The sequence below is a fragment of the Streptomyces sp. NPDC033178 genome (assembly GCF_055577685.1).
In genome coordinates, this window is the sequence record NZ_JBVIPT010000024.1 from 53,380 (window position 1) to 67,057 (window position 13,678).

Here is a 13,678-nt window from a genome sequence, read left to right on the forward strand (position 1 = left end):
TGGGCGGGAGGCTGAAGCGATCGCGGGCGGTGTGTGCGTTTGCCGGCGTCCAGGGGTCTCTAGGAGGGTCGTCGTTGCACGGCGTCGGCGATAACCGCTGTCACGAGTTTGTTGACGGCTGCCAAGTCCGGTGGGCCGGGGTCGCGGTCTGCGAACAGGAGGTGCCCGCCACCGACCAGTGAGAGGGTGAGGGAGTCGATGTCGGCGTCGGCCGCGATGCGGCCCAGTTCACGCTCGTCGGCCAGATAGGCGGAGACCGCGGTCGCGGCCTCGGCGAGGATCGCGATGCCGCCTCCGGGCCTGGCCTGCCGCAGCCGTGCGCGCAGCTCGTCCCGGAAGGTGATGAGCGGGATGATTGCCACCGGAATCGGTCCGAACAGGGTGGCCAGTGCGCTCGTGAGGTTGTCGGCCACCGCGCCGGTGCCGGCGGACTCGCGCAGCGCACTCGCCTGCGTCTCAAGCTGCGCGGCCCGGTCGAGCACGAGGTCGGCGAGGAAGGCGTCGAAGTCGGAGAAGTGCCGGTGCAGGACGCCTTTGGCGCAGCCCGCCTCGTCGGTGACGGCCCGGCTGGTCAACCCGTTCGGTCCGTCCCGCAGAAGCACGCGTTCTGCAGCGTCGAACAGCTGCTGCCGCGCGTCGCGAAGATGCACTCCAGTCGGCATTCACAGATCCTCTCGTACTTCATCCCGCCGGCAACCGTTGCCCAGTGGGCATGCGCCCACTAAAGTGGGCGCATGCCCACTTTACCGCGAGAGCAACCAGAATCCTCCCCGGCGGAGCCGCATGAGGCCCGACGGATGGCCGAGTCGTTCGGCGTGGACGCGCAACGCTACGACCAGGCCCGGCCCAGCTACCCCGATGCGTTGGTGACACGGATCGTCACCGGAAGCCCCGGCTCTGACGTGCTCGACGTCGGCTGCGGCACCGGCATCGCAGCCCGCCAGTTCCAGGCCGCCGGCTGCACCGTGCTCGGCATCGAGCCCGATGCGCGGATGGCCGACTTCGCGCGAACCCGTGGCCTGCAGGTCGAGGTGGCGACCTTCGAAGCGTGGCAGCCGGTCGGCCGGACATTCGACGCGGTCATCGCCGCGCAGTCGTGGCACTGGGTGGAACCGGTCGCCGGCGCCGTGAAGGCGGCACGTGTGCTGCGTCCAGGGGGACGGCTGGCGATCTTCGGACACGCGTACGAGCCGCCAACCGAGGTGGCCGAACCGTTCGCCGCTGCCTTCCGGCGGGCGGCGCCCGACTCCCCGTTCAACGGCCAACCGGCCCGACGTCCGCTCGGCCTCTACCAGGCGGCATACGCGAGGTTCACCGACAAGATCCGCGAGACCGAACAGTTCAACGCTCCCGAACAGTGGCGATTCGACTGGGAGCAGTCCTACACGCGCGACCAATGGTTGGACCTGCTACCCACCACCGGCGGCCTCACCCAACTCCGCCCCGATCAGCTGGCCCGGATACTGGACGCGGTCGGCAGCGTCATCGACTCCCTGGGCGGACGCTTCACAATGAACTACAGCACCCTGGCAGCGACCGCCGTACGCGTCGGCACCTCCTGAGTCCATCGGCAACGCCGCCGCCGACCCACGCATCCGTTCGGACGTTCAACGCTCTGCCGGGCGTCGGCGGAGCGCGGCCGACGCGTGGGCGACCATCTCGGCCGGGAGTTGCCGTGCCGGTGCCGGTGCCGGCACCGGTGCCGATGCAGACGGGGCTGGGAGCTTCATCAGCGCGGTGCGCGTAGGCAGGACACTCCGGGCAGGAGTCATCCCCGTGTGTGATCCGGATTGGGGTCACTCGTCACGAAAATCTTGCCTGAACCCTGGAAGCCCTCACCCTGCGCTCACTAGATCCTCAGAGCTGCTCTTCGCCCTCCCTGCCATGTTGGCCACGGGGTGATGCGCTCATGTTTCTCGGAGGGCACTCTTCGCCGTGTCGATGAAGTGACTGAGAGCCACCCAATAGGGGTGGTAGGCAGCGTCGAAACGATCCTCGGCACCGGCGTCTCCGGCGAGGACGGAGTTGAGGGCTTTGTACGGGGCAGTGGTTGCCTGTTTCACGGCGTACGCCGCAGTGGCCGCCTCGTCTGGCCCTTCCAGCTCGACGACTCACACAGCTCGCCGCAGGTCGCCGTATGTGTCCCGGATCCGATCGCGGAGAACCGCTCGACGATCCACCGCTTGGGCATCGTCACGAAGCCCCGCATGTCGTCGCCCAATTGGACTTGCGTCACTGCGTTCGTCTCCGCTGGCCGCGATAGTATCCAGCGGGCTCTGTCAGTGGGTCTGCCCCATGGCGTGTCTCTCAACTGCCGCGTACTCGCATGGCGTTGATCAGCTTCATGATGGACTGCAGTGGTTGATTCCGTACTAGCGGGTCAGGCGTAGTCGCTGTTTGGCCTGTCCCGGGAGGTGCTTCTTGTCCGTGGCTTCATCGGTCTCGTCTCACACGGCTACCTACATGTTGGAAGACGGGGTGGAGGTCTGCTTCGAAGTCGCTCCTGACGGAGGCTTCGCTCCTGCCGGAACCCATCAGATCGCCGGGCGTGTGCGTGACGCGGTGCGTCCCGCAGTGGACGCGGCGCGCGAGGTGCTCGGGCGGGTATCCGAAGTCGGCCCACACGAGGTGCAGTTGAAGTTCGGGATCAAGGTCAACGGTGAAGCGAATTGGCTGATCGCAAAGGCTGCTACCGAGGCCAGTTTCGAGGTCACTCTAACCTGGCGCCCAGATGGGGACGCTGGGGAGAATGATGCTGCCGCTACATGAGTTCTGATGAGTCTGGACCGTTCGATCCTGCCTCCCCCGGTCCTGTGACCGGACCCTGGATGGTGTCCATACACTGCGGCAGCCCCGACAGCCCGCCAGCCGGGTCTGGCTTCGTCGTAGCGCAGGACCGCGTATTGAGCTGCGATCACGTCGTGCGCCGCGCGTGTGCGGACGGGCGCGGGGTGTGGATCGGTTTCCCGAGAGCAGCTGGCGACATGGCTGAACGACGCATCCCCGCCCGCGCACTGAGGCTCGACGCTGCGCCGCCCGAGGCCGCGTATGACGTGGTCATGTTGCGGCTGGTTGAAGAGATAGCCGCAGATCTGGTGGCCCGGCTGCGTTGCCCGGAGCCGGGGGATCTCGTCGGGCACCAGTGGTGGGCCTTCGGCTTCCCGGGTGGGGATGTGTTCGGCAACTCCGCCCACGGAACCATTGGCGAAGCCCTGGGGTATGGGTGGATCAGGCTGGACACCGGCTCCCGCTACCCCGTGCGAACCGGCTTCAGCGGTGCCGGAGTCTGGTCTCCGGAATACGGCGCCGTCGTCGGCATGATCGGGCAGGCCCACGGCGGCAACGGTGACGCCCGTGCCATCACGTTGGCCGGGGTTGACCGGCTGATGCCGGGAGAAGGCTTGCGCTCGCTGGCGGACTGGTCCGTGCGGCACACGGAGACCACCGCGCAGGCAGCGTGGGGCTGGACGCTGCGGCAGGACCCGGAGGCATCGCGGCACTGGCGGCCCCGAGCACGCGGAGTCAGCAACGACGCCGAGCGCGGCCATCGATTCCGGGGCCGTGCGGCCGCACTGAAACGGGTCAGCAGCTGGCTGGGGACCGAGGAGACTCGCGGAGTCCTCGTCGTCACCGGATCCCCCGGAGCGGGAAAGTCGGCGGTATTGGGGCGGGTGGTCACCACGGCGGACGCGCACTGCGCGGCTTCCCTGCCCGATGACGACAAGGCGGTGCGCGCATCGTCCGGCTCGGTCGCCTGCGCCGTTCACGCCAAGGGCAAGACGGCCCTGGACGTCGCGAGTGAGATTGCCCGGGCCGCGTCAGCACCCCTTCCCCAGACGGCCGAGGACCTGGCTCCGGCTTTGCGTACCGCCCTCGAGCGCCGCACGAACCGGGCGTCGCGACCGGGATTCCCTTTGATCATCGACGCTTTGGACGAGGCCGCCGACGCCGGTGAGGCTCGTGCCATCGCCTGGAAGATCGCGGTGCCGCTCGCCCAGACTTGCGCCGATCTCGGCGTACGAGTGGTCGTGGGCAGCCGACGCCGCGACGAGGCAGGAGACCTCCTCGCCTCCTTCGGCCCGACCGCGCACATCGTCGACCTCGACTCACCGGCCTATTTCCACCAGCAGGACCTCGCCGACTACGTTCTGGCCACCCTGCAGCTGACAGGCGACGAACGCCCCGCGAACCCCTATTCCGGCGACAGGGCGGCCCGCCCCGTGGCGGAACACATCGCCGAACTGGCCCATCCCAACTTCCTTATCGCCGGCCTCGTCGCTCGCACTCACGGGCTGTATGACAAGGAACCGGCCGCCCCTGATCAGCTGACGGCCTCACCCACCACGGTCAACGCGGCCCTGCGCGAGTACGTGAGCCGTATCCGTGACACCGGCACCGTACGCGCGCTCGACGCATTGACCGCTCTCGCCTACGCGGACACTCCTGGACTTCCACTGTCTCTCTGGCGGCTGGTGACGAGCGCTCTGACCGGCACTGACGTACAGGAACGCGACCTCCAGGCCTTCGCCCGCACAGCGGCCGCCAACTTCCTCATCGAGAGCGTCGACAGCGAGACCGGGGGCACGTACCAGCTGTTCCACCAGGCGCTGGACGACACACTGCTCGCATCGCGCGACGAGTTGGGGCTGCGCGTGTCGGACGAGCACGTTCTCACCGAAGCGCTGCAACGGCACGGGCAGGCCACAGGTTGGGCCAAGGCGCCGGCCTACCTCCTGCGGTCGCTCCCCGCGCATGCGGCCCGGACCGGATTGCTCGACAACCTGCTCACTGATCCGGCGTACCTGCTCCACGCCGATCTGCAGCGCTTGACCCCGCTCGCCGCACGTGCCACCACTCCGTCGGCACGCGACCGGGAACGGCTGCTACGCCTCACGCCGCAGGCCCACGACGCTTCACCGGCCGTGCGGGCGGCGATGTTCGGCGTCACAGAGATCCAGGAGGGCCTCGGCAGCACATACCGAGATCTCGCCACACCCGGCAAGCCCTACGCCGTCAACTGGTCGGATGTGTCCCCTCGCGCTCAACACGCTGTTCTGGCCGGGCACACCCGCATGATCCTGGCGCTGTGTACCGTGCCCACGCCGGTCGGGCCCCTACTGGCCAGTGGCAGCCGCGACGGCACGGTACGGATCTGGGACCCGCTCACCGGGGTGGCCCGGCATGCCCTGCAGGGTGGAAACCATGCGCTGTGCACGCTGCAGCTCTCCGGGCGGACGTTCCTGGCAGGCATGGACCAGAGCGGTGTGATCCGGATCTGGGACCCGGTTTCGGGAGCACCGCACTCCGTGCTGGAGGAGCGCACTTATCTCGGCGACGACCTGTGCTCGTTCAGCACGGCCGAAGGTGACATGCTGGCGTGTCTCAACAGCGGCACCGTGAACGTCTGGGATCCGGCCCACGGCAAGGTACGGCACAGGCTCCGCGGCCCGGCGAAGGGACGGGCCTACCATGATCTCGGTGTGCAGCGCATGTGCGTCCTGCCACAGCCCGAGGGCGCACTGCTGGCGGGCGCCGACAATCGATTCGGCGAAGCTACGATCACGATCTGGGATCCGCGCAGCGGAGAACCGGTGGCGGAACTCCGGGGCGCCTTCATGACCGCTTTCCCCGTGGGAGACCGGACGCTGCTGGCCTACAAGGACGAGTCCCGCACGGTACGGCTGTGGGATCCTGCCGGTCGGCACCTCTCACTGCCGCCCGAGGACCGCGGTGGCAACGAGGTGAGGCGCAGCGCCATGAGCCTGGCACCCGTCGAATGCACGGACCGCACGCTGCTGGCCGTGAGCAACAGCTGTTACGTGTGGAAACGCACGGGCGACGGCCGCGGCACCAGCACGGAGTTCTACGAACTCCAAGTGTGGGAACCACAGACCGCGCAGACCGCGATAGTCGTTTCCTCGACCGATATCCCCGTTCGCGCCGACACCTTCCTGGCCTTCACCTCACGGGGCCGCACCCTGCTGGCGGGTGGCAGCCGGATGAATCACACCCTCCCTCAGAACCAGACCCTGTATGTCTGGGACCCGTTGACCGGTGAGTCCGTGCTGCGCTTGAGGGGCAACGAGGGAGGGGTAGAACGAATTCATCGCATTCCGCTCGCCGACCGGACGCTCCTTGCGACAGCCGGCAGTGCGAACGTCATTCATGTATGGGATCCCTCCGCCGAGGAGGCCCATGGCAAGGGCCGCGAACAACGAGCCCATCTCGCCGGTGTCGGGGGCATGCGCTCGATCCGATGGCGCGGCAGAGAGCACTTCTCGGTGCTTCGCAGCCGCCTCCCGAACCCCGAGGCGCGGCAGCCCCCGGAAGTTCCTGTTGCCGACATACTGGACGCGGCCTCAGGGCAACGTGTCGCACAACTGCCCGCCCCCGGCCGCAAGAGCTTCCAGGCACTCAGCAGCCTCCGTCTCCCGGAAAACGACTTGGTGGTCACCCTCGCGGAGGAGACCGAACGCCAGCCCCAGACCTCGGTCGTCGAGACGGCCGTCCAGACGTGGTCTCTGGACACGGAGCATGCCCTCAAGTCTCACCGCCCCGAGCGGCTTGAGGCCAAGGTGGCGTCCTATGCCAGTATCCGAGGGCAGGGCGGGGTAGTGGAGACATTCCTGAGGCGTACCGCGCGATCGCGCGTGATCTGTGCGCTCCAGTTGCCGGGCCGTGTGCTGATCGCCTACGACAACGTCAAAGGGCTCGTATCCGTCTGGGACAGCTCCAGCGACCGCCTGACGGAATTCCGGAATTCGGAAGCATGGATCTCCGCTCTCTGCCGGGCCGAGCTCCACGGACAGACGGTGCTCGCCGTAGGAGACGAGTCCGGCCTGGTACGTCTGTGGAATCCGGCAACGGGCCATCAGGTTGCTTCACTGGGCCCTGCGCGCCCACCCCATGTCCACGAATCCAATTGGGGCCGCATCAGTGAGCTCTGTCCCCTCCGACTCGACCGTGGCACGATCCTCGCCGCCACCTCGTCGACCTACGGCACCGTGAAGTTGTGGGATCTCGAATCCGGAAGCCTGCTGGCCCAGAAGCAGTGCCATCCCGACAACCACAACACTTCGGCGATCGGTGCGATAGCCGCCTTTTCACATTCCAGTCGTGCAGTCCTGGCAACAGGTGGGGCCGACCGCATGGTCCGCCTGTGGGAAGTGCCGAGCACACGGCTTCTTCAGGAGATCCCTGTGCACCACCCCGTGACCGCCCTCGCATATAGCAGCCACGACCGAGTGCTCGTCGTCGGCTCTGACGCGGGCCTTCTGGCGCTCCGCCTCGGCCTCCAAATCTGATCCGCCAACCGTACGTGGCTGTTGTCTTTCCGAGGCCTGCGTCTTCGCCGGTGGGGCGTAGTGTCGGAGATCCTGTGGGAGTAGTCGCCTGGACCTGGGCGGACTCGACGAGCTTGCGACGCACCTGCTGCTCGGCGAAGACCGTCGCTACCCTGGCGGGGCCCCTGGCTGGTCAGGATGCCCTCGACAGCACCCCGACCTCGTCTCCGAACCCGACCGCGAAGCGCCCGCCCGGTGCCGCCGCGAGTGAGTGCACGGGGAACGGGAGCAGGTGGTCGGTACCGGCTGGGCACCCTGCGGTGAGATCGCGGAACCGCACGGTGCGGTCATCGCCGAAGGCCGCAACGAGCCGTCCGTCGGCCGTCGCTGAGACCGCCAGCGTGTTGCCGGAGCCTGACTCGGCGATCTGGGCGTCGCGGATCTGCTGCCCCGTGGACAGGTTCCACAGGCGTATCGTCCGGTCCCGGCCCTTGCTGACCGCGAGGGGAGTTCCGCCCAGGGTGGCGGTGGCCACGGCGGTCACCCAGTCGGTGTGGCCGGTCAGGGCTTCGCCGAGCTGTCGGCCGGTGGCGACGTCCCACAGTCGCACCGTCTTGTCCCAGCTGCCCGTCACTGCCACGGGCCGTCCCTCGAGAACCGCGGTGGCGACGGCGGTGATACGGCTGGAGTGGCCGGTGAGAGGTGCGACCAGGGGCTGTCCGGTGGTGAGGTCCCAGACGCCCACGACGCGATCGCTGCCTGCGGTGAGGGCGACGGGCAAGCCGTCCAGGGTCGCCGAGGCCATGGCCAGGACTCTGCCGTGGCCGCTGGGGAACGGACGGTGGACGGTTCGGCCGGTGGCGAGCTCCACAATGTGCAGGGTGGCGTCGGGCGTGGCCGCGACGACGACCGAGTCTCCGCCCACCACCGCCGTCGCCATGGCGGACACCTCTGCGCTCAGGGGGTCGCAGGTCTGCGAGCCGGTGGTCAGGTCCCAGGTACGTACGGTGTGGTCGGCGCCTGCGGTGACGACCACGGGGACACCGTCAAAGACCGCTGTGGCAACCGCCAGGACGGATCCGGTGTGTCCGGCACGCAGCCGGCCGCCGTCCCCTCGGGCAGCGGTGACGTCCCAGGTGCGCACCGTCTGGTCTTCCCCTGCGGTGACAGCGACACACCGTCCGTCCACCACAGTGGTGGCGACGCCCCACACCTGGCCGGCGTGCCCGGTGAGGGGCTCACCCTCCTGTTCGCCGGTGGCCAGATCCCAGACCCGTACGGTGCGGTCGCGGGATGTCGTGACCGCCAGGGTGCGCGTCCCGACCTGGACACTGTCGATGGCCCACACCCGATCGGTGTGACCGGTCAGCACCCTGCCCTCGGCCGGCGGGTCGAGCGTGTGCAAAGCCGTGACGGTGCCGTCCGAACCGGGGACGAGGGAGATGGGCGTGTCCCCCAGCACCAGGCTCCGGGAAGCGTCCCTCACCCGGATTTCCCAGCCGGACTCGGAGACGACCAGGCCGTTCGTCCGGGCGGAGAGCAGGCTCGCCAGGTCGACGAGGTCTCCTGGACCGCCCTTGATCAGCTCCTTGCCTGCGGCTGCTTCCAAAGGGATGCTGCGCATGCTCCGCGTACCGTCAGGGCCCGTGGAGTCCATGGGGCTCGTCGGCAGGTCCCACAAGCGCAGTATGTGGTCCACGCCCACGGCGAGCGCGACACTGCGCCCTTCGAGGGTCAGTGTCGGGGACGGGCCGTAGGGAATGAAGACGGTTACGAGGTCGCCGACGAGCTCCGGTGGGCCCTCGTAGTGGGTGTCGAGGACCACGACCCGGCCGTCGACGACCGTCAGGGTTGACACTGTGTCCATGGACGCCAGGGCTGACACTGCGTGTTCGTACTCGGCATCCGCCAGCAACTCCCGCAGGTCGGCTGCCAGAAGCACGTGGCGGTCCAGATCCCACACACGGCCTGCCCGGCCCTCTTCCTTGGTTACGGCGATGTCCCGCCCGTCGAGTGTCACCGGTCCCTCGGCCGGCAGGCACTCGCCGACCTCGCGTCCGGTGGCCAGGTCCCACACCTGCGCTTGGTGGTCCGGTGGGCACGTCACAACGACCTCGCGTCCATCCAGCACTCCGATGTCCACCATCCAGGGGAACACGCCGAGCCGACTGCCGGTTGCCTGGTCCCACACACCCAGCGTCCGGTCCGCCTGGACGGCCAGCACCACGCGCCGCCCGTCCAGCACCAACTGCGCCAGCCCCAGGGCCAGTTCGCCCGCAGAACTCCCCGTCGCCGGATCCCACAGTCTCCCGGTCCCGTCGACGTGGCAGGTGAGGACCAGGGGCTGCCCGTCAACCACCACCGTGGCCAGGGCCACCAACTCGGGCGACAACGACGACATGAGGTCGGCAGGAGCTGCCGTCAGCGTATGCAGCCGCTCCCCCGTCGCCAGGTCCCAGACACACACCGTCGCATCACGGCTCGCCGAGACGACAACCGCACGCCCGTCGACGACCACCGTCGCCACTGCCACCACGGGGGCGTCGTGACCGTTGAAGGAGCGGAGCAGCCGAGGGTCGGACGCGGAACCGCACGTCCACTCCGCCCGCCAAGAGGCCGCCTCATGCGCCGCCTCATGCGAGGAAGTCACTTCCCGGGACACGTGATCAGAACTTTCCGTCATGGCCCCAAAGCTATGGGGCCGCACTGACAACGACCCTCGGAGTGCGGGCCGCTCGGCATGGTGTCGTGAGCGCGTCCGCGTTGGCGTTCAGATCCTGCGCGGTCGCGCACTTCCGGGCCGTCGGGCCGGACATGCACGCCGGACAGCCGGCCGCGCGGGATCACCGGGAGCGGTGTCCTCCCCATTGCCGTCTTCGTAGCCCCGCAACGGGGTTACCGGCCTTCGAAGTTGGGATGACTGCCTCCCCTTGTCGAGTGCATTTCCGTCACGGTGCCGCCTTCGCCGGCGCGCACCCGTCCGCGGAACCCGCGGCCACGCTGCTGCTCCGTGCTCACCCCGGCCAGGCCGCACGCCATCGCGACGCGGCGAGGTGCTGCGGGACGACGTCCACTGCTCGATGCCGCCCACGCCGGGCCTGTACATCGGCCGACACGCGGTGGTCAACGACTGGATCGAGAGCGGCTTCGAAGACATGAAGGGCCTGCGCGCCATCCAAACCTGCGTCAACCGGCAGCCCGCCATCGCCTTCTACCACCGGCAGCAGCAGGAGAGCGCCTACCTGCGAATTGTTCAGCACTCCGGGAGGCGCCCGCCCGGGGCCGAGGTCGATGTTCACGAGACCGGACAGCACCCGTCGGCTGGCTCCCCGTCCCGGGCAGGGGTTGGCCTTCCTGGGCCTCGGTACCCGTAGTAGCCGTTGTTCGACCGGTCGGTGTTCGGCCTGGTGACCGCTGCAGTTCCCGGCGGACAGGCAAGACCGGCCGGGTCCTCGGTCCCTGGGTGTCGGTGGACCTTTCGCCTCGCCCGCGTCGCCCGTCCGTGGTGCGATGAAACAGGGGGTCGGGAAGGAGAGAGCGATGACCCCACCGGCAGGGGAACGCAAGAGTGGCACGGGCACTGTGTCGGTCCGCCCGCTGGGTGAGGCGGACCTGGATCGGGCCGACAAGATCTTCAGGGTCGCCTTCGGGACGTTCCTCGGGGATCCCGAGCCGGAGACGTTCTTCGGGACCGCCGACTACGTCCGCACCCGCTGGGCGGCCGATCCACAGGCGGCCTTCGCAGCGACGGTCGAGGGCGAAGTCGCCGGATCGAACTTCGCCGCCAGCTGGGGCAGCGTCGGGTACTTCGGCCCGCTGACCGTGCGCCCGGACCTGTGGGACCAGGGCATCGGCAGGCGCCTCATGGAGCCGGTCATGGACTGCTTCGACACCTGGCAGAACCGCCACCTGGGCCTGTTCACCTTCTCGCACAGTCCCAAGCACCTTGAGCTCTACCGCCGGTACGGTTTCTGGCCCCGATTCCTCACAGCCATCATGAAGAAGCAGGTGGCAGACAGTGCCGCAGTCCCCGGCCGAGTGCTGTACGGCCAGCTGCCCGCCGCCGAGCAGCCCGACGCCCTGAGCCTCTGTCGCGCACTGACCGGGGCCGTGTACGAGGGCCTGAGCCTGGATCGCGAGATCGTGGCCACGCACGCGCAGGGGCTCGGTGACACCATCCTGCTCCAGGGCGCCGGGTCCGAGCTCGATGGCCTGGCCGTCTGTCACTGCGGAGCCGGGTCGGAGGCCGGCGAGGACGTGTGCTTCGTCAAGTTCGGAGCCGTACGCCCTGGCCCGGAGGCCGCCGACCGGTTCGAACGACTGCTGGGCGCGTGCGAGCAGCTGGCCGCCGAGCGCGGACTGGGTCAACTGGACGCCGGGATGAACCTGGGCCGCCCTGATGCCTACCGGCGCATGATCGACCGCGGTTTCCGCACCTGGTTGCAGGGCGTGACCATGCACAGACCCAACGAACCCGGCTACAGCCACCCCGACGCCTACGTGATCGACGACTGGCGCTGAGACCCCGCCGCACTCGGCCCGCGAGGAAGGCCCGGTGCTGCCCGAACCCGTAAACATTCGGCCGTCGGCGCCGACGGCCGGACACCTCCCGGACCGGGGTCGGAGTGCTGTCCCTGCTGATGGAGAGCCACGCGTCCTACATCGACCTCGTCGACACCGCCAACGGCATCGCCGTACGGCAGCCCCCACCGCCTGGATGTTCCTCAACGTCGACCTGACCGTCCCTCTCCACCGGCAACCGGAGGGCCGCTGGACCGGCCTGGACACCACTCTCACCTTCGGCCCCACCGGCCAGGGCCTCACCAGCACCGTCCGGTGCGACGTCTACGGCCCGATCGGCCACGCCCAGCAGATCCTCGCAGTTCGGCCCTTGCCGAACCGCTGATAGCCGAAGGCCCACGACAGCAGGGCTCCCTGTGTGACATGGATCACGACGATGGGAAAACCTGTCGCCCGGGCCGGGCGTCTAGCAGGTGTGAGATCAGTCAGAGCAGCGCTGCACGAAGTGGACGAGGAGCGTCTCGTCCGGCTGGTGGCAAAAGGCGACCGTGCCGCGTTCGAGGAGCTGTACCGGCGTACGTCGCCGTGGATGGCGGTGCGGCTGCGCCGCCGGTGTGTGGACGAGCAGATCGTCGCGGAGGTCATGCAGGAGACCTACCTGGCGGTGTGGCGCGCGGCGGGTGCGTTCGCCGGGGCCGCGGTCGGGGGAACGGCCACCGGTTGGCTGTGGACGATCGCGGCGCGCCGTCTCGTCGACGCGTTCCGGCGCAGGGCTCACCACGCGGAGCTGCCGCCGGCCGCCGCTGTGCCCGACGTGGCGCCCGCCGCCGAGGAGTTGGCGCTCGCGGAGACCGTCGGCGGTGATGTCGGGGACGCGCTGCGGTGCCTCGCGCCGGAGCTGAGACAGGTATTGCAGGCGATGGTGCTCGACGGGCTGTCCGTCCGGGAGACCGCGGTCCTGCTCGGGCTGCCCGAGGGCACGGTCAAGACCCGTGCCCGCCGGGCCCGTATCGAGATGCGGAGGGCGCTGGCATGAGTGTGGAACACGCGTCGATGCGGATCATTGAGAGGTACGTGCGCGGCGACGGGAACCTCTCCGCCGACGAGGTGTGGGCCGTAGAGGCGCATCTGGAGCTGTGCCGGGTGTGCCGTGACCGGTTGTCTGCCGCTGTCGGTGCCGGGGTGCCCGCCGTCGCGTCGCTCGTCGACACCGTGTGGTCCGGCCTCGAGCCCCAACTCGCGGTCACTGCCACGATGCCGCGCCGACGGCGCTGGTCGGCGCCGCTGTCGAGGTGGATGACGCCCACGATGGTGCCGTGGCTGGCCATGGTCGTGGGGGTGACGCTGCTGGCCCTGCTGCTCGACCTGACCGACACCGTCTCCGGCGAGGTGTCGTTGGTGCTGCTGCTCTCGCCCATCCTGCCCGTGCTCGGCGTCGCGGTGTCCTGGTCCCGCGGTCTGGACCCGGCGTACGAGCTGACGGCCTCCGTGCCCAGGGCTGGGCTCTATCTGGTGTTGCGGCGCACCGCGTCCGTGCTTGCCGTGCTCGTCCCCGCGCTGCTGGTGGGCGGCTGGGCGACGGGGGTGATGGTGGCTCAGTGGCTGCTGCCCTGTCTGGCCTTCACGGCGACGACCCTGGCGCTCGGCGGTGCCGTCGGCGTGACCCGCGCCGCCATCGTCCTGGCCACCGTGTGGGCCGCCGTGGTCGTGGCGCCGACCATGGCCACCAGCCGTACGACCTTCGCCCTGCAGACGGACGGTCTGCCCGCGTGGGGGCTGATCCTCGCGCTCGGTATCGGTGTCGTGATCGCCCGCAGAGACGCGTACACCGTGCTGGGAGCTCATCGATGACCATCAGGAAGAACATGGGAAAG

General features: G+C 68.9%; 10 protein-coding genes and 1 pseudogene. 7 read left to right on the forward strand and 4 right to left on the reverse strand.

Features of this window, described 5'->3' with window-relative positions:
• Positions 1–59: 59 nt before the first annotated feature.
• Entirely contained in the window at positions 60–662 is a 603-nt protein-coding gene (locus tag ACZ5VQ_RS42215; protein WP_469109651.1) for a TetR/AcrR family transcriptional regulator, read from the reverse strand.
• A gap of 72 nt (positions 663–734) precedes the next feature.
• On the opposite strand from ACZ5VQ_RS42215, the gene ACZ5VQ_RS42220 reads away from it, so the two are divergent.
• Positions 735–1,562: a class I SAM-dependent methyltransferase gene (locus ACZ5VQ_RS42220; protein ID WP_469109652.1), complete on the forward strand. Its 828-nt coding sequence runs from the start codon at positions 735–737 to the stop codon at positions 1,560–1,562.
• A gap of 497 nt (positions 1,563–2,059) precedes the next feature.
• On the opposite strand, the gene ACZ5VQ_RS42225 is transcribed toward ACZ5VQ_RS42220, so the two are convergent.
• Entirely contained in the window at positions 2,060–2,236 is a 177-nt protein-coding gene (locus ACZ5VQ_RS42225; protein WP_469109653.1) for a hypothetical protein, read from the reverse strand.
• Between the two features lie 227 nt (positions 2,237–2,463).
• Here ACZ5VQ_RS42225 and ACZ5VQ_RS42230 point away from each other — a divergent pair, with 227 nt between their 5' ends.
• Both ACZ5VQ_RS42230 and ACZ5VQ_RS42235 read left to right on the forward strand, forming a co-directional pair.
• On the forward strand, positions 2,464–2,769 hold the full coding sequence (locus ACZ5VQ_RS42230; RefSeq protein WP_469109654.1) for a CU044_2847 family protein: 306 nt from the start codon (positions 2,464–2,466) through the stop codon (positions 2,767–2,769).
• A gap of 215 nt (positions 2,770–2,984) precedes the next feature.
• Positions 2,985–7,304, forward strand: coding sequence for an AAA family ATPase (locus ACZ5VQ_RS42235; protein ID WP_469109655.1), 4,320 nt, complete (start codon positions 2,985–2,987; stop codon positions 7,302–7,304).
• A gap of 172 nt (positions 7,305–7,476) precedes the next feature.
• On the opposite strand, the gene ACZ5VQ_RS42240 is transcribed toward ACZ5VQ_RS42235, so the two are convergent.
• Both ACZ5VQ_RS42240 and ACZ5VQ_RS42245 read right to left on the reverse strand, forming a co-directional pair.
• A complete protein-coding gene (locus tag ACZ5VQ_RS42240) occupies positions 7,477–9,966 on the reverse strand; it encodes a WD40 repeat domain-containing protein (RefSeq protein WP_469109656.1) in 2,490 nt (829 codons plus the stop codon).
• A 331-nt stretch (positions 9,967–10,297) separates the two neighbouring features.
• Positions 10,298–10,582 (reverse strand): hypothetical protein, encoded by a 285-nt coding sequence (locus ACZ5VQ_RS42245; protein WP_469109657.1) that lies wholly within the window; start codon positions 10,580–10,582, stop codon positions 10,298–10,300.
• Positions 10,583–10,823: 241 nt separating this feature from the next.
• On the opposite strand from ACZ5VQ_RS42245, the gene ACZ5VQ_RS42250 reads away from it, so the two are divergent.
• The 4 genes and pseudogenes from ACZ5VQ_RS42250 (at position 10,824) to ACZ5VQ_RS42265 (ending at position 13,655) form a co-directional block, all read left to right on the forward strand.
• The gene (locus tag ACZ5VQ_RS42250) at positions 10,824–11,804 is read left to right on the forward strand and encodes a GNAT family N-acetyltransferase (RefSeq protein ID WP_469109658.1); all 981 of its coding nucleotides are present in this window, start codon (positions 10,824–10,826) and stop codon (positions 11,802–11,804) included.
• A 131-nt stretch (positions 11,805–11,935) separates the two neighbouring features.
• Positions 11,936–12,189: pseudogene (locus ACZ5VQ_RS42255) on the forward strand (thioesterase family protein); the annotation flags it as partial.
• A 147-nt stretch (positions 12,190–12,336) separates the two neighbouring features.
• Positions 12,337–12,840: an RNA polymerase sigma factor gene (locus tag ACZ5VQ_RS42260; RefSeq protein ID WP_469109732.1), complete on the forward strand. Its 504-nt coding sequence runs from the start codon at positions 12,337–12,339 to the stop codon at positions 12,838–12,840.
• A complete protein-coding gene (locus ACZ5VQ_RS42265) occupies positions 12,837–13,655 on the forward strand; it encodes a zf-HC2 domain-containing protein (RefSeq protein WP_469109659.1) in 819 nt (272 codons plus the stop codon). The genes ACZ5VQ_RS42260 and ACZ5VQ_RS42265 overlap by 4 nt, the downstream gene beginning before the upstream one ends.
• Positions 13,656–13,678 lie beyond the last annotated feature (23 nt).

What these genes read in the sequence shown, in the direction of transcription:
- ACZ5VQ_RS42215 (WP_469109651.1), bottom strand. Translation starts at nt 662, where the DNA reads ATGCCGACTGGAGTGCATCTTCGCGACGCGCGGCAGCAGCTGTTCGAC.
- ACZ5VQ_RS42220 (WP_469109652.1), top strand. Translation starts at nt 735, where the DNA reads ATGCCCACTTTACCGCGAGAGCAACCAGAATCCTCCCCGGCGGAGCCG.
- ACZ5VQ_RS42230 (WP_469109654.1), top strand. Translation starts at nt 2,464, where the DNA reads ATGTTGGAAGACGGGGTGGAGGTCTGCTTCGAAGTCGCTCCTGACGGA.
- ACZ5VQ_RS42235 (WP_469109655.1), top strand. Translation starts at nt 2,985, where the DNA reads ATGGCTGAACGACGCATCCCCGCCCGCGCACTGAGGCTCGACGCTGCG.
- ACZ5VQ_RS42240 (WP_469109656.1), bottom strand. Translation starts at nt 9,966, where the DNA reads ATGACGGAAAGTTCTGATCACGTGTCCCGGGAAGTGACTTCCTCGCAT.
- ACZ5VQ_RS42250 (WP_469109658.1), top strand. Translation starts at nt 10,824, where the DNA reads ATGACCCCACCGGCAGGGGAACGCAAGAGTGGCACGGGCACTGTGTCG.
- ACZ5VQ_RS42265 (WP_469109659.1), top strand. Translation starts at nt 12,837, where the DNA reads ATGAGTGTGGAACACGCGTCGATGCGGATCATTGAGAGGTACGTGCGC.